We start from the raw sequence: 22,504 nt of genomic DNA on the forward strand, positions 1-22,504 counted from the left end.
GGAACTTCTTCACCGTGCGCGGGCCACTGAGCGGCCTCGGACAGTTCGCGGAAGCCGGCCTCGCGCAGCCGGTCGCCCGCGGTCGCGCAGACATGGAACGGCGACGGCGAGGCGTCGATGAACTCGCACAGGCTCTGTGGACTGGCTGGCATCTGTTCATCTTCGCGCGAGCACGGGCGGGTTACGCGCTCAGCACGCCGTCCAGCGCCGAGTAGAACAGCCCGAGACCGTCGTCGGACGGGCCGGTGAGCGCCTCGGTCGCATGCTCGGGATGCGGCATCAAACCGACGACGCGTCCGTTGGCCGAGCTGATCCCCGCGATGTTGCGTTGCGACCCGTTGGGATTGTCGCGGTACCGGAACACCACGCGGCCCTCGCCCTCGAGCTCGTCGAGCACCTTGTCACTGGCCACGTAGCGGCCCTCGCCGGACTTCAACGGCACCAAGATGTCAGCGCCCTGCTCGTACCGCGACGACCACGCCGACGAGTTCGACGCGACTTCCAGCCAGATGTCACGACACACGAAATGCAGTCCGGCGTTACGCGTCAACGCGCCGGGCAGTAGGCCGGCCTCGCAGAGGACCTGAAAACCGTTGCAGATTCCCAAGACCGGCATGCCATGCTCGGCAGCGCGCACCACTTCACCCATCACCGGCGCGAACTTCGCGATCGCGCCGGCGCGTAGATAGTCGCCGTAGGAGAAGCCGCCGGGCACCACCACGGCCTCGACGTTCTTCAGGTCGGCGTCGGCATGCCAGAGGGAGACGGGCTCGGCACCGGCCAGCCGAACCGCTCGGGCGGCGTCGATGTCGTCCAGGGTGCCGGGAAATGTGATGACCCCCACGCGCGCGGTCACGCTTGCTCCCTGCTGACCGACCAGTCCTCGATCACGGTATTCGCCAACAGCGACTCCGCGATCTCGGCCAGGGTGTCGTCGTCGATGTTGTCGTCGACCTCGAGCTCAAATCGCTTGCCCTGCCGCACATCTGACACACCGTCGAAGCCGAGTCGGCCCAACGCGCCGACGATCGCCTGCCCCTGCGGGTCGAGGATCTCGGCCTTGGGCATCACGTGCACCACCACCCTTGCCACGCGTCAACTGTACCGGCGCACTCAGCTCACGCGAGTCACCGGCACGAACCCAGGTAGGCCTCGCACAGCGGGGCCGTCAGCGCGTCGAGGACCCGGGCGTCGGGCACGGGGACCCAGGGCACCTGAGTGGGCAGCGTCGACCACAGCGCCAGTTCGACGACGCTGCCGCTCGTCGGGTGCGCGAGCAGGTACTGGTGCACCACCTGCTGGCCGGCCGCACTGATCACCGCGGCCATCCGGGTGGACTCCACGGTGGTGATCGATGGCGACACCAGCGGCGCCGTCAACTGGCATGTCCGCAGCCTCAGCCGTGCCGTGTCGAGCACCGACCGGGCGAGCTGACCGGTGTGCGCGACGTCGCCGCGCCAGTGCAACACCTGCGCCCGCAACTGCCACTGACCAGCCGGATTGCTGATCTGCGCCCTGGCGCCCACCACGTAGGCGCGCGGCTCGTCGGCGACCGGCGGGCTGCTGCAGAGTTCCTCGAACATGAACCGGGGTGCGGGCGCGCTGACCGCCAGCCCGGCCAGTCCCGCCCAGCGGTACACCGGGTACAACGGAAGCTCATCGGGCTGCGCCCAAGCCGAATCGGGGATCGCGTCGCAGATCGGCGGGCAGGCGCCCGGCACCGCACCCGCGGAAGGCGCAGGGCCAGACGTCACGGCCAGCCCGAGAGCCGCCAGGGCCACCGCCAGCAGCAATCGCACGACTCAAGTACCCCCTGAACACGGCCAGCGCCGCCACAATATAGGCATGCAATTGACGCATTTCGGACATTCATGCTTACTCGCGAATTTCCCGGCCGAAAGTGGCGCTGAATCGACGATTCTGTTTGACCCGGGAACGTTCTCCCACGGTTTCGAGGGCATCACCGGGCTCTCGGCGATCCTGATCACCCATCAGCATCCCGATCACGCCGACACCGCACGCCTGCCCGCGCTGCTCGACGCCAACCCGCAGGCCGCCCTGTATGCCGACCCGCAGACCGCCGCGCAGCTCGGCGAACCGTGGCGCGCGGTCAACGTCGGCGACGAACTCACCATCGACCACCTCACCGTGCGCGGTGTTGGCGGCAAGCACGCGGTGATCCACCCCGAGCTACCGGTGATCGACAACATCTCGTACTTGATCGGCGACGGCACCCACCCGGCCCGCCTGATGCATCCGGGCGACGCGCTGTTCACTCCGGGTGAACCGGTCGACGTGCTCGCCACGCCCGCCGCCGCGCCGTGGATGAAGATCTCCGAGGCCGTCGACTACCTACGCGCGGTGGCGCCGACGCACGCGGTGCCCATCCACCAGGCGATCATCGATCCGAGCGCGCGCGGCATCTTCTACGGCAGGCTCTCGGAGATGACCGACACCGACTTCCAGGTGCTCGAAACGGAGAGCGGCACCGAGTTTTAAAGCCGCTCAGGCCGTGTCCCGCGCCGCCGCCCGCCCCGCGGCCCGGCCGGAGAACACGCAGCCGCCGAGGAAAGTGCCCTCCAACGACCGGTAGCCGTGCACCCCGCCGCCGCCGAAGCCCGCGGCCTCCCCGACGGCGAACAACCCGTCGAACACGCTGCCGTCAGACTTCAGCACCCGCGCGTCGAGGTCGGTCTCCAATCCGCCCAACGACTTTCGCGTCAGGATGTGCAGTTTCACCGCGATCAGCGGTCCGGCCTTCGGATCGGTGAGCCGGTGCGGCGCCACCACGCGACTCACCCGGTCACCGAGATAGTTGCGCGCCACCCGGATCGAGGCGATCTGCGTGTCCTTGGTGAACTTGTTCGCAACCTCGCGATCGCGAGCGGTGACTTCGGCCTCCACCGTCGCATAGTCGAGCGGCAGCACGTCGGGAACGGCGTTCATCGCAGACACCAAGTCGCGCAACGAGTCAGCGCTGACGAAGTCGACGCCGCGGTCGACGAACGCCTGCACGGGCCTCGGCGCACCGGGCCGCACGCGGGACAACACGTCACGGATACTGCGACCCGTGAGGTCGGGGTTCTGTTCCTGACCCGATAGCGCAAATTCCTTGGCGATGATCCGCGCGTTGAGGATGAACCAGGTGTAGTCCTGACCCGTCTGCGAGATGTGTTCGAGCGTGCCGAGCGTGTCGAACCCGGGGTACAGCGGCGACGGCAGCCGGTTGCCGTTCGCGTCCAGCCACAAGGACGACGGCCCTGGCAGGATGCGGATGCCGTGCAGCGGCCAGATCGGGTCGTAGTTGGTGATGCCCTCGGTGTAGTGCCACATCCGGTCGCTGTTGATCACCCGCGCGCCGGCGGCTTCGGTGATCCCGATCATCCGGCCGTCGACGTGTGCGGGCACCCCGGAGAGCAACTGTTCGGGCACGCGGCCCATCCGCTTGGGCCAGTTCTGCCGCACGAGGTCGTGGTTGCCTCCGATACCGCCGCTGGCGACGACGACCGCCTGGGAACGAAACTCGAACTGGCCGATAGCTTTTCGGGATGACGCCACACCCCGCGCTGCGTCAGACGGCTCGAGCACCGTTCCGCGCACCCCGACAACCGCTCCGTTCTCGACGATCAGCTCGTCGACCCGGTGGCGGTGCGCGTATTGGGCGCGGCCGGTGAGCCGTCGCGCGAAGATGTCGACGATCGCGGGTCCGGTGCCCCAGGTGATGTGGAACCGCGGCACCGAATTGCCGTGTCCGCGAGCGTCGTACCCGCCACGCTCGGCCCACCCGACGATCGGGAACGTCTGCAGGCCACGCTCCCGCAGCCAGCCGCGCTTCTCCCCCGCCGCGAAATCGACGTAGGCGTGCGCCCACTGCCGCGGCCAGTGATCCTCGGGGCGGTCGAACCCGGCCGACCCCAGCCAGTCCTGCAGCGCCAGCTCATGGCTGTCGCGGATGCCCAACCGCCGTTGTTCCGGGCTGTCGACGAAGAACAGCCCGCCGAAGGACCAGAACGCCTGCCCGCCGATGTTGTTGGCGTTCTCCTGGTCGACAATCAGGACGCGCCGTCCGCGTTCCACCAGCTCGCAAGCCGCCACCAGGCCGGCCAACCCCGCTCCGACGACGATGACGTCAGCATCTGCCATGTCCGCCACGTTAGCGGGCAGGCGCTACGCGGCGTCGGTCAATGCCCTGGACGGCCGCCACTCGTAGACCGTCGGCTCGGCGCCGTGCATCAGTGCCAGGTCGACACTGTCGAGCATCGCCTGTCGGGAACCGGGCCTGCGTAAGTGGCGGGCGGCCACCGCCACCCGTACCGTCCCGCGTCGCCGCGCTGTCCGTTCGGCTGACAACACCAGAGTCCGGCACCACCACGGCTCGCTGAGGAAGCCTTCGCCGATGCCGAGTACGCGCGACCGGACCGCGCTCCCGCGGGTCAGGTCGGTGATCTCGGTGAGTCCGGCGAGAAGTCGAAAACCGTTGCGGGGCAACGCTGCGACTGTCCCCGGCGACACCGTCCAGCCTGGAGCCGCGAACAGCCGGGTGCGCAAGCCGAGATGTTCCATCACCCGATCGGCACCCATCAGCCGCAGATTCGCCTCGTGCGCGGGCAAGACCGCGAACTCGCCGCGCCGCCTCTTGGTGGCAGCCTCGTCGAAGCCGTGCAGCACGATTGCATCGCCGCGATCGCGCCTACCGGCCAGCCAAGCGACCGTGGCAGCATCGTCGTCAAGGCGGTAGCCGCCGCGGATCCGGGGTGCCACCAGCAGCGAGACGGGAACGCCGCGCGCGTCGAGTTGCGCGCAGAAATCCTCGACCTCGGGCATCGTGCGATCGCTGATTCCGGAGACGGAGACGATCAGTTGTCCAGCCACGCCGCCAGTGTGCCGGGGCCGGGTGTCACGACGGTTTACATCCGGCGGACGTCGGATGACGATCGGGGGGTTATCGCGGCAGGACCTCCTCGATCGCCGCGACCACTTCGGGTGAATCCGGTTCGGTGCGGGGACGGAACCGCTTGACCACCGTTCCGCCGGGCGCGAGCACGAACTTCTCGAAGTTCCACTGGATGTCGCCGGCCTCGCCGCTGTCGTCGGACGTCTTCGTCAGTTCGGTGTACAGCGGGTGCCTGTCGGCACCGTTGACATCGGTCTTGGCCAGCAGCGGAAATGTGACTCCGTAAGTGGTCGAACAGAATTCCTGAATCTCCTCGGCCGAGCCCGGCTCCTGACCCATGAACTGGTTGCATGGCACGCCGATCACGGTGAGTCCACGCTCGCGGTAGTCCTTGGCCAACTGCTCGAGCGCGGTGTACTGCGGCGTCAGACCGCATTTCGACGCGACGTTGACGATCAGCGCGGCCCCGGAGGCCAGTTCGCCCAGCGTGGTGTCGCGGCCGTCGAGGGTGGTCACAGCGATGTCGGTCAGCGGTGTGTCGGTCATGCCCGCACGTTACCCCGTCTCGAAGAGCATGCCCGCGACGCGGTGCACGGTGGCCATGGGATCGCCGTCATCATCGATTGCACGGTTCAGCCACAGGAGCGAAAACCCGTGCACCAGAGACCATGCCGCGAGCGCGGCGGCCTCTGGGTCTTTCGCGGCGCGTGGGTCGTCGAGGGTTCCGACGCCCTGGGCCAGTTCGGCTCCCGCCGCGTTCTGCGCCGCTACCAAGTCCGCGTTGTCCGGCTCGACGAGCGACCGGTCGAACATCACCGCGTAATGCCCGGGGTGGTCGAGCGCGAACCGGACGTATGCCAGCGCGGCATCGGAGAATTCCGGCCGCGCTTCTCCGAGCGCCGCCGCCAGCTTGCGCCATCCCTCGGCCGCCAGCGCGGTGAACAGGCCGCGCCTGTCGGAGAAGTGGTGCGCGGGCGCCGCATGCGACACTCCGGCTGCCCGCGCCAACTCGCGCAGCGAGACACCGTCGGCGCCCCGCTCGGCCACCAGCTCGGCTGCTTGCGCGAGGATGACGGCCTTCAAATCCCCGTGGTGGTAGGTGGTCCTGCTCACGCGGCCATCATACCGGCGATCTAGCCACTGCCTAGATCTTTGCCGTTACGGCAAGGGTTCGTGTTCGGCCTTCGCGGCGTCCAGTATCCAGGCGTACTGGAAGGCGGTCTCCTTCCAGCGTTCGTAGCGTCCGCTGATCCCGCCGTGGCCGGCATTCATCTCGGTCTTCAGTATCACCGAACGGGTGTCGATCTTGGAGTGACGCAGTGCGGCAACCCATTTCGCCGGCTCGACGTAGTACACCCTGGTGTCGTTCAGCGACGTCATCGCCAGGATGGCCGGGTACTGCTTGGCTTCGACGTTCTCGTATGGCGAGTACGACTTCATGTACTCGTAGACTTCCTTGCTCTCCAACGGGTTTCCCCATTCGTCCCATTCGGTGACGGTGAGCGGAAGCGAGGGGTCCAGGATCGTGGTGAGCGGGTCCACGAACGGCACCACCGCGAGAACGCCGGCGAACAGCTCCGGCGCCATGTTCGCCACAGCACCGACGAGCAGGCCGCCGGCGCTGCCGCCGTATGCGACCAGATTCTGCGGCCGGGTGACGTCGCTTTGCACCAGATGCTGTGCGACGGAGATGAAGTCGGTGAAGCTGTTCTTCTTCTCGAGCATCTTGCCGTGCTCGTACCACGGCCTGCCCAGCTCTCCGCCGCCGCGCACATGCGCTACGGCGAACACCATCCCGCGGTCGAGCAGCGAGAGCCGCGCGATCGAGAAGCGCGGGTCCTCGCACGCCTCGTACGCGCCGTACCCGTACAGCAGAGTCGGCGCCGGATACTGCAGACCGATCTTGTGCACGATCGATATCGGGATTCGTGCACCGTCCGGCGCGACGGCCCAGTCGCGGCGCTCGACGTAGTCCTCCGGCCGGTAGTCGCCGAGCACGGGCTGTTCGCGCAGCAATGTCCGTTCGCCGGTGTCGAGGTCGACGTCGTAGACGCGCACCGGCGTGATGTAGGAGGTGGCGCCGATCCGCAGTTTCGGCGCGCTCCAGTTCGGGTTGGCGCTCAGCCCGGCCGACGTCAACTCGGACTCGAAGGTGAAATCCTCGGGATGGCCGTATTGGCCGTCGGGGTAGATCGGCCACAGCTGGATCTTGGGCAGGGCGTCGCTGCGGTAGCTGATGACGAGGTGCTTGTCGAACGCGTCGACGGAGTCCAGGCGGGCGTCGTCGCGGTGTTCGATCAGCGTGCGCACCGCGGTGGGCTCGGCGACGGGCGCCTCGACGAGCGTGAAGTTCTCCGCTCCGTCGTTGTGCAGGATCAGGAACCGGTCTTCGCCGCCGACGACGGCGTGCTCGACGGAGTACTCGACGAAGTCGCGGCGCGGCCACACCACGGTGAACTCGGCCTCCGCATCCGTCGCGTCGGCGTAGCGCACCTCGGAGGTGACGGCACTGCCGGCAGCGATGATCACGTATTTGTCGCTGCGGGTACGCCCGACGCCGAGCCAGTACTTTTCGTCGGGTTCGTGGTAGACCTTTTGTGCCGGCAGCCCCGAGCCGAGGCGGTGCCGCCAGATCGTGTCCGGGCGCCACGCCTCGTCGACCGTCGAGTAGTACACGGTCCGGTTGTCGGCCGCCCACGTCGCACCCGGGCCGATCCCGACGATCGTGTCGTAGTAGAGCTCGCCGGTGCGTAAATCCTTGAACCGCAGCGTGTATCGCTCGTCGCCCTTGAGGTCGACGGAGTACGCCAAGATGTTGCCGTCCAAGCTGACCGAGGCGGCACCTAGCGAGAAGAAGTCATGCCCGTCGGCCTCGACGTTCTCGTCGAGCAGGACCTGTTCGCCCGGGATCGCGGTGTTCTCGTCGAGCACCGGTGGCGTCCAGTCGTCGGGATCGGCAACAGGACAGCGGCAGTGCACGCTGTACTGCTTGCCCTCGAAGCTGCGGGCGTAGTACCACCATTCGTCGCGACGCGTCGGCACCGAGAGGTCGGTCTCCTTGGTGCGGGCCTTGATCTCGTCGAAGATGTTCTGCCGCAACGACGCCAGATGCTCGGTGACGTGTGCGGTGTAGGCGTTCTCCGCTTCCAGGTGGGCGATCACTTCGGGATCGCTCTTGTCGCGCAGCCACTCGTAGGGGTCGAGGAAGACGTCGCCGTGGTGTTCACGGGGGGTCTCGACGCGTTTGGCGAACGGCGGCTTCATTCACCGATCCAGTCGCTGAAGCGCAGGCCCGAAATGCGTTCGTAGGCCTCGATGTAGCGAGCTCTGGTGGCTTCGACGACGTCCGGCGGAAGCGGTGGCGGTGGTGTGTCACCGGCGCGATCCCAGCCCGACTCCGGGCCGGTGAGCCAGTTGCGGACGAACTGCTTGTCGAAGCTCTGCTGCACGACACCTTCTTTCCAGTCGTCGGCCCGCCAGTATCTGCTCGAGTCCGGGGTGAACACCTCGTCGGCCAATCGCAGTTCGCCCTCGCTGTCCACGCCGAACTCGAACTTGGTGTCGGCGACGATGATGCCCTTGGTCGAAGCGTGGTCGGCGCCGCGGATGTAGGTCTGCAATGTGCGCTCCCGCAGCTGTTCGGCCCGCTCCGGGCCGATCAGGTCGACGACCTTCTCGAACGAGATGTTCTCGTCGTGGCTGCCCAGCTCGGCTTTGGTCGCCGGCGTGAACAGCGGTTCGGCGAACTTGCTCGCCTCGCGCAGGCCGGCCGGCAGCGGGATACCGCACAGCTTGCCGGTCTGCTCGTAGTCGATGAGCCCCGAACCGGTCAGGTAGCCGCGGGCCACGGCTTCGACCGGAAGCATGTCGAGCTGCTGTACGACCAGCGCCCGACCCAGTACCTCTTCGGGGATGCGCTCGTCATCGGGCGGGCCGGCCAGGTGGTTGGGCGCGTCGATCAGGTCGAAGAAGAAGACGCTCATCGCGGTCAGGATGCGGCCCTTGTCGGGGATGTGTGAGTCGAGAATGTGGTCGTACGCCGAGATGCGGTCGCTGGCCACGAAGAGCAGCGTCTCGTCGTCCACGCGATACAGCTCGCGAACCTTGCCGCTGGCCAGATGCCGATAGTCGGACAGAGCGGGGCGCATCGGGCCAGCCTATCGGGCAGCATCTACAGCCATGAGTTCGCGGTTTATCCCTTATGCCCGCAGGCCGACGCGCGTCCTCGCGCAACTGATCAGCGACATCGTCGTGGTCGTCTGGACGACGGTGTGGGTGGCGGTCGGCACGGCAGTGCACTCGGCCATCTCGACGATCGCCGCGGTGGGCCGCCAAGTCGAGACCGGCGCCAACGGCGTGGCCGACAACCTCGACACCGCGGGCGATCGCACCGGTGACTTCCCGCTCGTCGGCGACGCGCTGAGCAAGCCGCTACGGGCGGCCAGCGAGGCGGCGCTCGACATCGCCGGAGCCGGACACAGCCTCGACACGACCGCGTCGTGGCTGGCGTGGGTACTGGCGCTGGCGGTGGCCGCGCCGCCGATCCTGTTCGTCGCGATGCCGTGGCTGTACTTGCGGCTGCGGTTCTTCCGTCGCAAGTGGACCGCGATCACGCTGGCCCGCACCGCGGCCGGTGAGCAGTTGCTGGCGTTGCGGGCGCTCGCCAACCGTCCACTGGCCAAGCTGGTCGCGATCAACCCCGACCCCGTCGGAGCGTGGCGCAACTACGACGCCGAGACGATCCGCGGCCTGGCCGCCCTGGAAGTGCGCTCGGCCGGCGGGTAATCCCCGCGATTTGTGAGTGATTTCGATCGGTGGGCGATCGTTTTCACTCACAAATCGCGACCGAGGGAGCCAGTTGGGGGTCCCAGCCGTCCTAAAGACGTGCTCGATGATCTGTTACGTGACCACGACGGCGTCATCACGCTCGCGCAGGCGCGCGAAATCGGTCTGAGCGAGCAGATCGTCCGCCGACGTGTTCAGTGCGGCCGGTGGCGTCGCTGCGCTCCGGGGGTCTATTTCGTCGACGATCGACCGTTCACGGATGCGGCGCGGATCCGTGCCGCGGTATGGGGCTACGGCGTCCGGGCCTGCGCCAGCGGTCTTACCGCGGCGTGGTGGCATGGCGCGTCGAAGTACGCCCCGGAGGTCGTCGAAGTCACCGTGCCGAAGTCGAGCAACGGCCGGCGGCGTGCGGGCACGCGGTTGCGTAGGCGGGACCTGGATCCGCACGACGTCGTCGAGCGCAACGGGCTGAGGGTTACCGCGCTGCCGCTGACCGTCGTCGAAGCGGCCGTCCGACGCGGCGGCGGCGCCAAGCTGATGGACACCGCATTACAGCGCCACGTGGAACTCAATCAACTTTGGCGAGCCCATCTGCGCAACAAGGGCAGGCACGGGTCGCCGGCCGCCCGCAGACTTCTGCAGGCCGCCCGCGACGGGGCGCGCTCGGAGGCCGAGCGGCTGCTCGTCAAGCTGCTCAAAGACGCGGGCTTCACCGGATGGAAGACCAACCATCCTGTCGGCGGCTACCGGGTCGACGTGGCGTTCATCGAGGCGAAGATCGCCATCGAGGTCGACGGCTGGGCGTTCCACCACGACCCCGACGCGTTTCAGATCGACCGCACCCGCCAGAACACGATTTCGCTGCTGAACTGGAAGGTGTTGCGCTTCACCTGGCTCGACCTCACGGAGCACCCGAGGCGGGTGATCGCCGAAATCGCCGCGGCCGGAGCCCCCACAGCGACAGCACCCCGGCGATCGTCACGATGAGCCAAGCGGCGAACGCGATCCAGAAGAAGGCCAGCGAGACTCCGGGCAAGACGGGCCATCCGGTCTCCACGGCCATGGCGTGGGTGGCGGCCGAGTACATGCCCAGCGGGAAAACCATCGCCCACCACACTCCGGCGAAATGTCGCGAGTCGGCCCGCTGCAGGTGCCGCAGGCCGAAGTAGAGCAGCGGCACGATCCACAGCGTCGCCACACACCACGTCGCGATGGTCACCGCCAGAGCATCGTCGATGCCCGCCCGGTGGATGTGGTCTCCGGCCAACGTGGCGATGGCCAAGCCGCCCATCAGGATCCAGGCGTCCGGCTCGAACCCGTTGGGGTCCAGCCGCGCCGCGAACGCGCGCGCCAGGATCATCGCGGTCATCACCGCGTACACCGCGATCGCGACCACCCAGATCGCCACCCCGATGAGCAGCAGGGCATGGGACCCGTTGCGCTGCGCCAGCGCGACGGCGACGATCGCCAGCCCGGACGTCCCGACGCTGAAGAGTTCCCAACCGCCTCGTGCGCGCTCCTGCAACTCCTGCCACGTTCTCGCCGCGAGGTTGCGCACGGTCAGCGCGCTCAACAGCAGCCACGCCAGCGCCGCCGACACGCCCAGCGTCCACAGCACCGCTGAAATCGACGTCAGCCTGCTGTCGATCACCGCGCACGCCGCGACGAACGTGAACATGCCGATCGTGACGTCCGGATCCGAGATATCCGGCGGCCTACCGCTCCACGAAACCAATGCTGCGACAACCAGACCCAGCAACCCGCCGACGGCCAACACAGCCAGCCCGTCGCTGATGTAGGTGAACCCGTGGTCGGTCGCGGCGACGGACACGATCCCGGTCGCCATCACGAACGCGAACGCGTCCGGTCTCACCGCCTACCGTTCACCGCAGCTCCACCACCAGATGCCGCATTCCGGTGTGCCGATTGCTTCGCGTCCACTCGACGGGCTTGACCAGCCTGGCCGTCGAGAATCGCGTCAACAGCTCCTCGAACAGCACCCGAAGCTCGAGCCTGGCGAGATTGGCGCCGAGGCAGTAGTGCACACCTTGACCGAACCCCAGGTGCGGGTTGGGTTTACGGCTGATGTCGAACACGTCGGCGTCGGCGAAGACCGCCGCGTCCCGGTTCGCCGACCCTTCCCAGATCTGGACCTTCTGGCCGGCGGCAATCTCAGACCCGCCCAGCGACACATCACGGGTCGCGGTGCGCCGCTTCGACGGCGAGGGCGACGTCCAGCGCACCATCTCCTCGATGGCCGACGGCAGCAAGCCGAGATCCGAACGCAGCAGCGACATCTGCTCCGGAAAGTCGATCAGCGCCAGCAGCCCACCCGCGACGGCGTTTCGCGTCGTCTCGGCCCCGGCGCTGAACAGCAGGCTGAAGAACAGGTAAAGCTCGAGGTCGGACAGAACTCCGTCGTCCACCGACGCATTCGCGACGACCGACAACATGTCGTCGGTCGGCGCCGCGCGCTTGGCCGCGATCAGCTCCTGCCCGTAGGTGTACATCCGCGAGCCGGCGTCTTCTGCGGTCAGCTGTCCCACTGTGCCTATTTGGGCCCTCCGGGCCGAGCCGAAGTCGAACTGCGGCTCGATCGCCTCGAACAACCAATGCCGTTCGGACTCAGGCACTCCCAGCAGGATGCAAATCATCTGCATGGGCAGTTCGGCGGCGATGTCGATGAGAAAGTCCAGCGGCTCACCCGGCTCGACAGCGTCCAGCAGCCGCCGCGCCCGCGCACGCAGATCGTCTTCGACCCGCCGGATCATCCGCGGCGTCAGGCCTGAGCTGACCAGCCTGCGGATCTGTGAGTGCCGCGGATCGTCCATCATGTTGAGCACCTGGCCGGCGACCGCCAGGTCTTGCAGCAGCGTTCCGCCGAACGGCCGCGAACCCCCGGTCACCGACGAGAAGGTGACCGGATCACGAAACACCGCAAGCGTTTCGGGGTAGGTGGCGACGGACCAGAATCCCTCGCCGTCGGGTGTGTGCTCGGTCGGCTCGTGCCAGTACACCGGCGCCTCGCGCCGATGCACCGCGAACAGATCGTGCGGGAAGCCGTTCGCGAAGTTGTCCAGATCGGTGAAGTCGATCGCGGCCAGTGTCACAAGATGGCACCCGAAGTGTATTTCGCGGCTTCGGGATAGCGGCTGACCAACTCGTCGACCGCCTCGACGACCCGGTCCACCTGATCGCCGGCCGCACCGGTGAACGCCTGCTTGTCGGCCAGCGCCGCATCGAGCGCTGGACGGTCCAGAGGCAGCCGCGGATCGGCCGCCAACCGATCCAACAGGTCGGGTTCGGAACCCTTCTCCCGCATCGCCAGTGCCACCGCGACGGCGTGCTCCTTGATCACCTCGTGGGCGGTCTCACGGCCGACCCCCGCGCGGACGGCGGCGATCAGCATCCGCGTCGTCGCCAGGAACGGCAGGTAACGGTCCAGCTCGCGCTGGATCACAGCCGGGTAGGCGCCGAACTCGTCGAGTACCGTCAGGAACGTCTCGATCTGCCCGTCGACGGCGAAGAACGCATCGGGCAGCGCCACCCGGCGTACCACGGAGCAGAACACGTCGCCCTCGTTCCATTGCGCCCCAGCGAGTTCGGCCGCCATGGCGGCGTAACCGCGCACCACCACCTGCAACCCGTTCACCCGCTCACACGAGCGGGTGTTCATCTTGTGCGGCATCGCCGACGACCCGACCTGACCGGGCGCGAAGCCTTCGGTCACCAGTTCGTGGCCGGCCATCAGCCGGATGGTGTGCGCCAGCGACGACGGGCCCGCGCCCACCTGCACCAGCGCGGAGACGACGTCGTGGTCCAGCGACCGTGGATACACCTGCCCGACGCTGGTGAAAAGCTCTGTGAAGCCGAGGAATTCGGCGACGCGGCGCTCGAGCTCGGCGAGGCGTGCAGCGTCGCCGTCGAACAGGTCCAGCATGTCCTGTGCGGTGCCCATCGGCCCCTTCACTCCGCGCAGCGGGTACCGGTCGATCAACGAGCGCAACCGCTGCAGCGCGATCAGCATCTCCTCGGCCGCCGACGCGAACCGCTTGCCCAGCGTGGTGGCCTGCGCGGCGACGTTGTGGCTGCGCCCGGCCATCACGAGGTCGCGGTACAGCACGGCGCGCTCGGCCAATCGCGCCACCACCGCCACGCCGTGGGAGTGCACCAGCTCGAGCGAGCGGCGGATCTGCAGTTGCTCGACGTTCTCGGTGAGGTCGCGGCTCGTCATGCCCTTGTGCACGTGCTCGTGTCCGGCCAGCGCGTTGAACTCCTCGATGCGCGCCTTGACGTCGTGGCGCAGCACTCGCTCGCGCGCCGCGATCGACGCCAGGTCGACCTGCTCGAGCACCCGCTCGTAGTCCGCGATGACAGCGGACGGAAGCTCCAGGCCCAGTTCCGCCTGGGCGCGCAGCACCGCCAGCCACAGCCGACGCTCCGCGACGATCTTGGCCTCCGGCGACCAGATGGCCACCATGTCATCGCTGGCGTACCGACTGGCCAGCACGTTGGGGATCGACACAAACACTCAGCTTACGGCCCGGGCGGGACACTGTTCGCCTGCCTCAGTCCGGCGTCTCGGCCAATCGCGTGGGATCGGTGATGCCGGCCCCGGTGATGCCGAGCTGCTTGTTGATCGCCATGGTGACCAGGAACAGCACGACGCCGATGACCAACAGCCCACCGGCGAGCAGGTACTGCGTTACGGGGCGGCCCGACAAGGGCGTCACCAGATACAGCGATGTGACGAATCCGAGCACCGGCAGCGCCGTCGGTGTCTTGAAGTGCCCGCCGTCCTCGCGGACGTCGCGACGCAGCACCAGCACCGCGACATTGACCATCGCGAACACCGCCAGCAGCAGCAGCGACGTCGTGCCTCCGAGCACCGAGAGCGCCTTGCTGCTGGCGAACGCGGACACATAGAAGATCAACCCGAACGCGATGACCGTCGTGAACACGATTGCGACCCAGGGAGTGTGGCGCGACCGGTGCACCGTGCCCAGCACCGGCGGCAGCACATGCTGTCTGGCCATGCCGTAGATCAACCGGCTTGCCATCAACATGTTGATCAGCGCAGTGTTCGACACCGCGAACATCGTGATGAAGGGGAACAGTTCGTCGATCGGCAGTCCGGGTGCCGCTGCTTCGACCACGTCGACCAGCGGGGTCGCGCTCACCCGCAATTCGCCGATCGGGACCAGCGCGACGGCGATGATCGACACCAGGATGTAAACCACTCCCGCGATGCTCAAGCCCGTCAGTAGGACTTTGGGGAAGGTCCGAACCGGGTCCTTGGTCTCCTCGGCCATGTTGACCGAGTCCTCGAAGCCGACCATCGCGAAGAAGGCGAGCGATGTCGCGGCGGTGATCGCCACGAATGTGCTTCGCTCCTCACCGCTTTCGAACAGGACGACGCGCGAGAAGTCGTGATCGCCGCCCTGCGTGAACGCCCACAGGCCGACGAAGATCACCAGCAGCAGACCGCTGATCTCGATGACGGTCAGGCCGACGTTGAGCTTGACGCTCTCGCTGACCCCGCGCAGGTTGATCGCGGCGAGTCCGGCCATGAAGCACAGTGCGACCACAGTGACGCCCAGCTTGCCCCAGTCCAGGCCGAAACCCTTGATCATGTTGGCCGCGAACGCTTGTGACGCGGTCGATGCCGACGTGATACCGGAACACATCACGATGAACGCCACCACGAAAGTGACGAACTGAACGCCGAAAGCCTTGTGCGCGTAGAGCGCTGCGCCGGCCGCCTGCGGATATTTGGTCACCAGTTCCAGGTAGGAGAACGCCGTGATGGTCGCGATGGCGAACGCCAGCAGGAACGGCAGCCAGGCCGCGCCGCCGACCTCACCGGCGACCTGGCCGGTCAACGCATACACACCGGTGCCGAGGATGTCGCCGACCACGAACAGGAGCAACAAGCCCGGGCCCATGACCCGCCGGAGTTCTGGTTGGTTGTCCACCGGCGTGCTCATCGTCCTTTGCTCTTCGCGCAAGCGCTCATCGGTGGCCTCCTCGTGACGCTCTACACCTGCGCCACTCGCTCGTCGATTGGTGCCAACACGTCTATCACGTCGATCAACGTCGCGCGCGCTGTTGCGCGAGGACCGTCGCCGTCGGCCACCAGCGCGGCGACCACTGCACCGTCCACGGCGTTGACCAAGGCGGTCAGGTACTCCGCACGCACCGATCGCCCCGAACGCCCGATGACCTCGACGACCGCATCGGTGCGCTGGCGCAGAATCCGCCGCTGGATGTCGCGCAACAGCGGGTGTCGTGCGCACGCGATGTAGCGCTCGTAGCGCGAGATCAACTGCTCGCTGCGCTGCCCCACCACATCGTCGACCAACAGGTCGACGAGGATGTCGGCGGTCGACTCCGCGCCTCGACGCCGGCGCGACAGCATCGCCAACCGCGCGCGCAACTGCTCGGCCTCACGCTCGCCGATGTACTCGACCGCGTTGGCGATCAGGTCGTCCAGCGAAGAGAAGTAGTACGTCGTCGACGCCAGCGGCAGTCCGGCACGGCGGGCCACGGCGCGATGCCGCACAGCGTCGAAGCCGCCTTCGCACAGCAAATCGGCAGCGGCACTGACCAGCGCATACCGCCGACGTTCTCCCTTGGGAGTGACCGCTGCCGTCACGCCTTGCATGCTGCCAGCCGGGCCGCTCTCCCATCGCGCTTTCGGCCAAACGTCAGCCTTCGGTCAACACCTACGGGGCTGGTGTTTCTGGTGCGACGCCGCACCGGCTCGCGCCGGGTAAGCCGGCGCCGGTGGCATGATGGCCGCCATGTCCGAACTGTCCCGCCGTTCGCTTCTGCGCCTCGGGGTCGGTGCCGTGGCCGGCGCGGCGGCCCTGCGGATGACGCCGACGGCCGCGGCCGCCCCGGCGCCGACCTACGTCGACGGCTCGTTCGTTTCGGCGGCCCGCGGCGGGGTGCGGACCCACTGGGCCATCGCCCGTCCGCCCGGCCAGACCGCCCCGCTGCGTCCGGTCATCGCGCTGCACGGCAAGGGGCAGGACGCGGCCGGGGTGATGGCCGGAGGGGTCGAGCAGGGCCTGGCCGAAGCGGTGGCCGCGGGACTGCCTCCGTTCGCGGTGGTCGCCGTCGACGGCGGCGGTGGCTATTGGCACAAGCGGGCCTCCGGCGACGACGCCGGGGCGATGGTGCTCGACGAGTTGATACCGATGCTCGGCTCGCAGGGGCTGGACACGTCACGCGTCGGCTTCCTCGGCTGGTCCATGGGCGGCTACGGTGCACTACTGCTCGGCGGCCGACTCGGCCCCGCCCGCACCGCGGCGATCTGCGCGGTGAGCCCGGCATTGTGGACGTCCTCGGGAGCGGCCGCGCCCGGTGCATTCGACAGCGCCGACGACTATGCGGCCAACAGCGTGTGGGGGTTGCCCGCGCTCGGTTCGATCCCGATCCGGATCGATTGCGGCACCGACGATCCCTTCTATTCGGCGACGAAAGAGTTCATCGCACAGCTGCCGAACCCGCCTGCCGGCGGGTTCTCACCCGGCGGGCACGACGGTGGGTTCTGGAGCAGGCAACTGCCCGGCGAGCTGACTTGGATGGCACCGCTGCTCGTCGCCTGAGGTGACTAGAGCGTGACCCGGCCCTCGGCCGCGGCCAGCCCGATGTCGCTGCGAAAGTGGCTGCCGGGCAGTCGAATCGATTCGATCAGCCGGTAAGCGTCCGCCCGTGCCGCCGTCAGGTCCGCGCCGGTCCCGACAACCGAAAGCACCCGGCCGCCCGACGACACAATTGCCCCGTCTTCGCGCCGGGCGGTGCCCGCGTGCAGCACCGCGTCGGCCTCCGATCCGGTGATCGCGTCGCCGACCCTGGGGCGGCCCGGGTAATTCTCCGCGGCCAGCACCACCGTCACCGCGGCACCGTCGCGCCACTGCAGAGGCGGCTCCTGCGCAAGGTTGCCGGTCGCGGCGGAGTGCAGCAATCTGCCCAGGGGGCTTTCCAGCAGCGCCAGCACGGATTGGGTCTCGGGATCGCCGAAGCGACAGTTGAATTCGACCACGGCCGGTCCCTGCGAGGTGATCGCCAAGCCGGTGTAAAGCAGGCCGGAGAAGGAGCTGCCGCGCGAAACGAGTTCGGCAGCAACAGGTTTGACTACCTCATCGACGACCCGGGTGAGCACGTCTTCAGGCAGCCAGGGCAGTGGCGCGTAGGCCCCCATGCCTCCCGTGTTGGGCCCGGTGTCGTCGTCGCCGACGCGCTTGAAGTCCTGCGCCGGCAAGAGCGGCACCACGGTCTCGCCGTCGACGACGCAGAACAGTGAGACCTCCGGCCCGTCGAGAAACGATTCGAGCAGCACCGGGTGGCCCGCCTCGAGCAGGCTGGCGGCATGTGCGCGCGCCGCGGCACGGTCGGCGGTCACCACCACCCCTTTGCCCGCGGCGAGCCCGTCGTCCTTGACCACCCACGCCGATTCGCCGGCGGCAGGACCGAACCGGTCGAGCGCGGCATCGAGGCGTGCCGGATTGTCGACGACCTCGCTTCTGGCGGTGCGCACCCCGGCGGCGGTCATCACGTCCTTGGCGAACGACTTGGAACCCTCGATGCGCGCGGCATCCTTCGACGGCCCGAAGCATGCGATTCCCGCGCGGCGCACGGCGTCGGCGACACCGAGCACCAACGGCACTTCCGGACCGATGACGACGAGGTCCGCGCCGATGCGCTGGGCCAACTTCGCGACCGCCTCACCCGAGGTGATGTCGACGTCGTACTGGTCGGCGATCGCCGCGGTACCGGCGTTGCCGGGTGCGACCGCCAGGCCCTCGACCTCGGGGTCGCGCCGCAGCGCCAGCAGCAACGCGTGTTCACGGGCGCCGGATCCGATCACCAGGACTCGCACAACTGCTCACCCTAACGGCAGTACCCCAGAAAGCTCTGGCCATACACTTGACAGAGCAGTGTATGGTCAAGATATGACGCAGACCACATGCCCGTTCGGCCAGGGGTACGACTTCACCGACCCCGACGTCCTGCTTCGCGGTATCCCGGTCACCGAGTTCGCCGAGCTGCGCAGGACTGCGCCGGTCTGGTGGAACGAACAGCAGGAGTCGATCTTCGACGACGGTGGGTACTGGGTGATCAGCCGCCACGACGACATCAAGGCGATCTCCCGCAACGGTGACCTGTGGTCGACCAACCGCAAGGGGGCGGTGATGCGGCTGCCGGAGGGCGTGACCGCCGAGCAGCTCGATCTCACCAAGGCGCTGCTGATCAACCACGACGCCCCAGAACACACCCGCCTGCGCAAGCTGGTGTCGCGGTTGTTCACCCCGCGAGCGATCGCCACATTGGAGGAGAAACTGCATACTGCGGCGCGCGAGATCGTCGCCGCGGCAAAGGAAAAGGGCAGCGGCAACTTCGTCGACGACATCGCGATGAGCCTGCCGCTGCTGGCGATCGCCGACCTGATCGGAGTGCCCGAGGTCGATCGCGAGAAGTTGTTCCACTGGACCAACGCGATCATGAACACCGACGATCCGGACTTCGATTCGGACCCGACCACCGCCAACGCGGAGCTGATGGGTTATGCGTACTCGATGGCCGAGGAGCGCCGTCGCTGTCCGGCGGACGACATCGTCACGCGACTAGTACAGGCCGACCTAAAAGAAGGGGACGGTGAGTCGCTGGACGACGTCGAGTTCGCGTTCTTCGTGATCCTGCTCGCGGTCGCCGGCAACGAGACCACGCGCAACGCGATGACGCACGGGATGAACGCGTTCCTGGAGAACCCCGAGCAGTGGGAGCTGTTCAAGCGGGACAGGCCGGACACCGCCGCCGACGAGATCGTGCGCTGGGCCACCCCGGTGCACTGCTTCCAACGAACCGCGTTGGCCGACACCGAAATCGGTGGAGTCCGGATTCGCGAGGGTCAGCGCGTCGGCTTGTTCTACAGCTCGGCGAACTACGACGAAGAGGTCTTCGATGACCCGTTCCGCTTCAACATCCTGCGCGACCCCAACCCCCACCTCGGCTTCGGCGGCAACGGCGCGCACTACTGCATCGGCGCGAACCTGGCCCGCATGGAGATCAAGCTGATCTTCAACGAGATCGCCGACCAGATTCCCGACATCGCCAAACTCGCTGAGCCACAACGTCTTCGCTCGGGCTGGATCAACGGGGTCAAGGATTTGCAGGTCTCTTACCAGGGTTGATCGAGACAGCTGAGTAGGATTTCGCCGTGCGCACCCACGGCTGGTCCGGTTCGACGCCGGCGACGGACGAAGAGGCGGTCACCCGCATCCTCGATGCCGCGGGCAAGGCGATCGACGCGCGCGGCGCGGACTTCTCCATCACCGACGTCGCTCGCACGCTCGGTGTCACGCGGCAGACCGTCTACCGCTACTTCCCCAGCACCGACGCACTGCTGCACGCTTCCGCGCAACGCGCGGCGACCGGCTTCCTGGACCGGTTGGCCGACCATCTGCAGGGGGTGACCGACCCGCAGGAGGCGGTCGCCGAGGGTATCGCCACCGCGCTGGAGTGGCTGCCCGAGGACAAGCACATGGGCCTGCTGCTGATCTCCGGCAGGGCCAGTGCATTCAGCCAGACCGTCACCTCCGATGTGGCGCTGGAGTTCGCCAACTCGATGCTGCGGCGCTTCGACGTGGACTGGACCGCGCTCGGCTTCACCGACGACGACCTCGACGAGTTGGCCGAACATCTTCTGCGGATCATCCAGTCATTCATCATCGACCCGGGTCGCCCGCCTCGGCGGGGTCAACAACTGCGCGGCTACCTGCGCCGCTGGGTGGGTGCGACGCTGGCAGCAGAAATCCGTGTCGAGTCGACGACCTGAGCGGATTTAGACTCCGATCATGGGCGTGCTGGAGGCTTTCCTGTCGACGTGGCAGCGCGCGCGCACCACGTTCGGCGAAGGCACCCCGCAAGGCGGTGACGGGTTCGACCAGAGTGCGCGATTCCGTCAACTGCAAGGCGACGTCGACGCTGCCGCCCCGCGGGACTGGACCGGCGCGGGCTCGGACTCGTATGCGGACTCGAACCGGCGCCAGGGTCGTGCGCTGGGCGCGATGGCAGACCTGGATCAGCGGCTCAAGGCCGAAGTCGACCGGTCGGCGGCGGTGGTGTCTGCCGGCCGACGCGACCTGGAGGCAGTGCGGCAGTGGGTGGTTGACGCGGCCGCGACCGTCCCGAGAACCGCCCTCGGCGAGCAGATGCTGTGGCCGGTGGTCAGCAGGGGCGCCGCCGAAGTCGCCGAGATCATCGAGCGCTCGCACGGTGACCTCGCCGCCATCGCGAACCGGATGCGTGCACTCGGGGCCGAGTATGACGAGCTCGGCGGGTCCGCGGACGACGACGCGGGCGACGTGAGCCTGCTGAGCGACGGCAAGAAGGGCGATCTTCCGCAGACCACGTTCGACCTCAAGGACGTCGTGCAGCTGGCGCCGCACGACCCGGACGACCCGAGGACGTTCGGGCCGCGCGGCTACCGCGAACTGGTACCCGGGTCGGGGACCTGGATCCCGGACCCGAGCAGCCCGGACTACCGGCCCACTCCGGTCGAGGCGCCACTGGATCTCGACGACGTCGAGTATCGGCCGCCGTACGTGCCCGGTGACGAGAGCACCTACGGGCCCTTCGGTTATCAGGAGCTCGTACCGGGGTCCGGGACCTGGGTGCCGACTCCCGGCGGTCCGGCGTGGCCGTCCGACCCGCCGCACCGGCCGTTGGACATCAACGACATCGAATACCGGCCGCCCTACGTTTCGGGTGACGAAACGACCTACGGCCCTTACGGATACACCGAGCTGATCCCGGGCGGTGGTGTCTGGGTACCGGAGGCCGACGCGGACGGTCCGCGCTGACCGCTATTGCCGGATTGCGGCCACGGCTTTGGTCAGCAGGTCGGGAAGTACCGGCTCTGCCTGGAAGTCCGGACCGACTCGGCACCAGACTTCGACGTACGTGCGGCCGTCCAGTATCGCGGTGTAGAAGTACTCGACTCCACCGTCGAAGAGAACCTTGAGGCCGTTGGTCGTCGCGCCTTCGATATGCGGCGCGGCGAGTCGTTCGGCAGTGCCGTCGGGGACGGCGCCGGCCACGGTGAACGTCATCCGGTCGCAACCGCGGGTAGGAAGGGGATCAGGCACCGCGACGGGGCTGACCGCGCTGACCACCAGCGCCGGCGGCTGCGGCCCCCCGGCGCCGACGCCCATCTTCTCGGCGCCCGCTTGCGCTGCGACGGGTTTGAACAACGGTCGACATTCCGGCGGAGCAACGGTGAGTGGCTTGCCGTAAGACACAGCGTCACTGATCAGCTGAGCGTCTCGGGGTGTCACCGTCTTGGGCCCGGCCGGCGGCGTCGGTGTGAAACTGGGCGGGAAGTCGTCGCCCACTTCGGCGAGCCGAGACAGGTCCAGCGTTGGCGACGGCGAAGTCGACGGTGCGCTGCTCGCGGAATCGCTCCCTGAAGTCGAGCAGCCAGACGCAACAATCAAACCGAGCACCATCACCGATGAAGCACAACGCCGAAGCACCAGCATTGCTCAACCCTAAGCGACGAGCGTGCCCGCCCGACGCAGCAGTTTTAGAGCACCGTCAGCGGAAGTGACTTGCGGTCCTCGAATATCCACGACGCTCCACCGCTGACTTTGACCACACCCACTTCGGAGAACTCCTTGGCGGCGGTACCGGTTTCGACGACGCGTGCCGTCCAGTCCTCACGGTCACCGGACACGTCGACGTCGAAGCACGGGTCGATGGCCCGCACGGCGGCCTGCAGAGGGCGCAGCTCGTCAGGCGTCACCAACGAGATCCAGG

At 67.6% G+C, this 22,504-nt stretch carries 23 protein-coding genes and 2 pseudogenes; 7 read left to right on the forward strand and 18 right to left on the reverse strand.

Annotated elements, in window-relative coordinates; translation table 11 throughout:
* The 4 genes and pseudogenes from A5663_RS23060 to A5663_RS14220 form a co-directional block, all read right to left on the reverse strand.
* Positions 1-152 (reverse strand): annotated as a pseudogene (locus A5663_RS23060) (M18 family aminopeptidase); the annotation flags it as partial.
* A gap of 29 nt (positions 153-181) precedes the next feature.
* Positions 182-856 (reverse strand): phosphoribosylformylglycinamidine synthase subunit PurQ, encoded by a 675-nt coding sequence (gene purQ, locus A5663_RS14210; RefSeq protein WP_068149971.1) that lies wholly within the window; start codon positions 854-856, stop codon positions 182-184.
* Positions 853-1,092, reverse strand: a complete 240-nt coding sequence (gene purS / locus A5663_RS14215; protein ID WP_068149975.1) for a phosphoribosylformylglycinamidine synthase subunit PurS — start codon at positions 1,090-1,092, stop codon at positions 853-855. The genes purQ and purS overlap by 4 nt, the downstream gene beginning before the upstream one ends.
* 35 nt (positions 1,093-1,127) lie before the next feature.
* Positions 1,128-1,799 carry an ATPase gene (locus tag A5663_RS14220; protein WP_068149978.1) on the reverse strand — a complete coding sequence of 224 codons (672 nt, stop codon included), beginning with the start codon at positions 1,797-1,799 and terminating at the stop codon, positions 1,128-1,130.
* Between the two features lie 46 nt (positions 1,800-1,845).
* Here A5663_RS14220 and A5663_RS14225 point away from each other — a divergent pair, with 46 nt between their 5' ends.
* Positions 1,846-2,499 carry an MBL fold metallo-hydrolase gene (locus A5663_RS14225; protein WP_068149981.1) on the forward strand — a complete coding sequence of 218 codons (654 nt, stop codon included), beginning with the start codon at positions 1,846-1,848 and terminating at the stop codon, positions 2,497-2,499.
* A 6-nt stretch (positions 2,500-2,505) separates the two neighbouring features.
* Here A5663_RS14225 and A5663_RS14230 read toward each other — a convergent pair whose 3' ends face one another.
* The 6 genes from A5663_RS14230 to A5663_RS14255 all read right to left on the reverse strand — a co-directional run bounded on the left by A5663_RS14230 (position 2,506) and on the right by A5663_RS14255 (position 9,042).
* Positions 2,506-4,143: an FAD-binding dehydrogenase gene (locus A5663_RS14230; protein WP_068150036.1), complete on the reverse strand. Its 1,638-nt coding sequence runs from the start codon at positions 4,141-4,143 to the stop codon at positions 2,506-2,508.
* Between the two features lie 24 nt (positions 4,144-4,167).
* Positions 4,168-4,872, reverse strand: coding sequence for a DUF2334 domain-containing protein (locus tag A5663_RS14235; protein WP_068149983.1), 705 nt, complete (start codon positions 4,870-4,872; stop codon positions 4,168-4,170).
* Between the two features lie 70 nt (positions 4,873-4,942).
* Positions 4,943-5,440, reverse strand: a complete 498-nt coding sequence (locus A5663_RS14240; RefSeq protein ID WP_068149986.1) for a glutathione peroxidase — start codon at positions 5,438-5,440, stop codon at positions 4,943-4,945.
* Between the two features lie 9 nt (positions 5,441-5,449).
* The gene (locus A5663_RS14245; RefSeq protein ID WP_068149990.1) at positions 5,450-6,007 is read right to left on the reverse strand and encodes a TetR/AcrR family transcriptional regulator; all 558 of its coding nucleotides are present in this window, start codon (positions 6,005-6,007) and stop codon (positions 5,450-5,452) included.
* A gap of 45 nt (positions 6,008-6,052) precedes the next feature.
* Positions 6,053-8,158: a S9 family peptidase gene (locus A5663_RS14250; protein WP_068149993.1), complete on the reverse strand. Its 2,106-nt coding sequence runs from the start codon at positions 8,156-8,158 to the stop codon at positions 6,053-6,055.
* Positions 8,155-9,042, reverse strand: coding sequence for a phosphoribosylaminoimidazolesuccinocarboxamide synthase (locus A5663_RS14255; RefSeq protein ID WP_068149997.1), 888 nt, complete (start codon positions 9,040-9,042; stop codon positions 8,155-8,157). Before A5663_RS14255 ends, A5663_RS14250 begins: the two co-directional genes overlap by 4 nt.
* 31 nt (positions 9,043-9,073) lie before the next feature.
* On the opposite strand from A5663_RS14255, the gene A5663_RS14260 reads away from it, so the two are divergent.
* Positions 9,074-9,679, forward strand: coding sequence for a hypothetical protein (locus A5663_RS14260; protein ID WP_068150000.1), 606 nt, complete (start codon positions 9,074-9,076; stop codon positions 9,677-9,679).
* A gap of 99 nt (positions 9,680-9,778) precedes the next feature.
* Positions 9,779-10,666, forward strand: a complete 888-nt coding sequence (locus A5663_RS14265; RefSeq protein ID WP_068150003.1) for a type IV toxin-antitoxin system AbiEi family antitoxin domain-containing protein — start codon at positions 9,779-9,781, stop codon at positions 10,664-10,666.
* On the opposite strand, the gene A5663_RS14270 is transcribed toward A5663_RS14265, so the two are convergent.
* Genes A5663_RS14270 through A5663_RS14290 form a run of 5 tightly spaced genes read right to left on the reverse strand, consistent with a single transcriptional unit; the run spans position 10,581 to position 16,343 of the window.
* Positions 10,581-11,552 (reverse strand): tellurite resistance/C4-dicarboxylate transporter family protein, encoded by a 972-nt coding sequence (locus A5663_RS14270; RefSeq protein ID WP_082974133.1) that lies wholly within the window; start codon positions 11,550-11,552, stop codon positions 10,581-10,583. The genes A5663_RS14265 and A5663_RS14270 overlap by 86 nt on opposite strands.
* Positions 11,553-11,562: 10 nt before the next feature.
* Positions 11,563-12,789 (reverse strand): cytochrome P450, encoded by a 1,227-nt coding sequence (locus A5663_RS14275; protein ID WP_068150005.1) that lies wholly within the window; start codon positions 12,787-12,789, stop codon positions 11,563-11,565.
* The gene (gene purB, locus A5663_RS14280) at positions 12,786-14,204 is read right to left on the reverse strand and encodes an adenylosuccinate lyase (RefSeq protein WP_068150010.1); all 1,419 of its coding nucleotides are present in this window, start codon (positions 14,202-14,204) and stop codon (positions 12,786-12,788) included. Before purB ends, A5663_RS14275 begins: the two co-directional genes overlap by 4 nt.
* 43 nt (positions 14,205-14,247) lie before the next feature.
* Positions 14,248-15,666, reverse strand: coding sequence for an APC family permease (locus A5663_RS14285; RefSeq protein WP_068150013.1), 1,419 nt, complete (start codon positions 15,664-15,666; stop codon positions 14,248-14,250).
* A 50-nt stretch (positions 15,667-15,716) separates the two neighbouring features.
* On the reverse strand, positions 15,717-16,343 hold the full coding sequence (locus A5663_RS14290) for a TetR/AcrR family transcriptional regulator (protein ID WP_068150016.1): 627 nt from the start codon (positions 16,341-16,343) through the stop codon (positions 15,717-15,719).
* Between the two features lie 127 nt (positions 16,344-16,470).
* Between A5663_RS14290 and A5663_RS14295 the strand changes: the two genes are divergently transcribed.
* Positions 16,471-17,292, forward strand: a complete 822-nt coding sequence (locus A5663_RS14295) for an alpha/beta hydrolase (protein WP_197503400.1) — start codon at positions 16,471-16,473, stop codon at positions 17,290-17,292.
* A gap of 5 nt (positions 17,293-17,297) precedes the next feature.
* Here A5663_RS14295 and purD read toward each other — a convergent pair whose 3' ends face one another.
* Positions 17,298-18,566, reverse strand: a complete 1,269-nt coding sequence (gene purD, locus A5663_RS14300) for a phosphoribosylamine--glycine ligase (protein ID WP_068150019.1) — start codon at positions 18,564-18,566, stop codon at positions 17,298-17,300.
* A gap of 73 nt (positions 18,567-18,639) precedes the next feature.
* Between purD and A5663_RS14305 the strand changes: the two genes are divergently transcribed.
* The 3 genes from A5663_RS14305 to A5663_RS23065 are packed head-to-tail and all read left to right on the forward strand — an operon-like array spanning position 18,640 to position 21,549.
* Positions 18,640-19,878: a cytochrome P450 gene (locus A5663_RS14305; protein WP_068150023.1), complete on the forward strand. Its 1,239-nt coding sequence runs from the start codon at positions 18,640-18,642 to the stop codon at positions 19,876-19,878.
* A gap of 26 nt (positions 19,879-19,904) precedes the next feature.
* Positions 19,905-20,522: a TetR/AcrR family transcriptional regulator gene (locus A5663_RS14310; protein WP_068150027.1), complete on the forward strand. Its 618-nt coding sequence runs from the start codon at positions 19,905-19,907 to the stop codon at positions 20,520-20,522.
* A gap of 19 nt (positions 20,523-20,541) precedes the next feature.
* The gene (locus A5663_RS23065) at positions 20,542-21,549 is read left to right on the forward strand and encodes an EspA/EspE family type VII secretion system effector (protein ID WP_068150031.1); all 1,008 of its coding nucleotides are present in this window, start codon (positions 20,542-20,544) and stop codon (positions 21,547-21,549) included.
* A gap of 3 nt (positions 21,550-21,552) precedes the next feature.
* Here the strand turns inward: A5663_RS23065 and A5663_RS14320 are convergent, their stop codons facing one another.
* Both A5663_RS14320 and A5663_RS14325 read right to left on the reverse strand, forming a co-directional pair.
* Entirely contained in the window at positions 21,553-22,227 is a 675-nt protein-coding gene (locus tag A5663_RS14320; RefSeq protein ID WP_369816635.1) for a DUF5642 family protein, read from the reverse strand.
* Positions 22,228-22,271: 44 nt separating this feature from the next.
* Positions 22,272-22,504 (reverse strand): annotated as a pseudogene (locus A5663_RS14325) (hypothetical protein); the annotation flags it as partial.

Origin of the sequence: Mycobacterium sp. E740 (genome assembly GCF_001672895.1) — a bacterium.
Classification (GTDB): Bacteria; Actinomycetota; Actinomycetes; order Mycobacteriales; family Mycobacteriaceae; genus Mycobacterium.

What these genes read in the sequence shown, in the direction of transcription:
- A5663_RS14230 (WP_068150036.1), bottom strand. Translation starts at nt 4,143, where the DNA reads ATGGCAGATGCTGACGTCATCGTCGTCGGAGCGGGGTTGGCCGGCCTG.
- A5663_RS14225 (WP_068149981.1), top strand. Translation starts at nt 1,846, where the DNA reads ATGCAATTGACGCATTTCGGACATTCATGCTTACTCGCGAATTTCCCG.
- A5663_RS23065 (WP_068150031.1), top strand. Translation starts at nt 20,542, where the DNA reads ATGGGCGTGCTGGAGGCTTTCCTGTCGACGTGGCAGCGCGCGCGCACC.
- A5663_RS14295 (WP_197503400.1), top strand. Translation starts at nt 16,471, where the DNA reads ATGATGGCCGCCATGTCCGAACTGTCCCGCCGTTCGCTTCTGCGCCTC.
- A5663_RS14305 (WP_068150023.1), top strand. Translation starts at nt 18,640, where the DNA reads ATGACGCAGACCACATGCCCGTTCGGCCAGGGGTACGACTTCACCGAC.
- A5663_RS14285 (WP_068150013.1), bottom strand. Translation starts at nt 15,666, where the DNA reads ATGAGCACGCCGGTGGACAACCAACCAGAACTCCGGCGGGTCATGGGC.
- A5663_RS14255 (WP_068149997.1), bottom strand. Translation starts at nt 9,042, where the DNA reads ATGCGCCCCGCTCTGTCCGACTATCGGCATCTGGCCAGCGGCAAGGTT.
- A5663_RS14320 (WP_369816635.1), bottom strand. Translation starts at nt 22,227, where the DNA reads ATGCTGGTGCTTCGGCGTTGTGCTTCATCGGTGATGGTGCTCGGTTTG.
- A5663_RS14290 (WP_068150016.1), bottom strand. Translation starts at nt 16,343, where the DNA reads ATGCAAGGCGTGACGGCAGCGGTCACTCCCAAGGGAGAACGTCGGCGG.
- A5663_RS14240 (WP_068149986.1), bottom strand. Translation starts at nt 5,440, where the DNA reads ATGACCGACACACCGCTGACCGACATCGCTGTGACCACCCTCGACGGC.
- A5663_RS14250 (WP_068149993.1), bottom strand. Translation starts at nt 8,158, where the DNA reads ATGAAGCCGCCGTTCGCCAAACGCGTCGAGACCCCCCGTGAACACCAC.
- A5663_RS14260 (WP_068150000.1), top strand. Translation starts at nt 9,074, where the DNA reads ATGAGTTCGCGGTTTATCCCTTATGCCCGCAGGCCGACGCGCGTCCTC.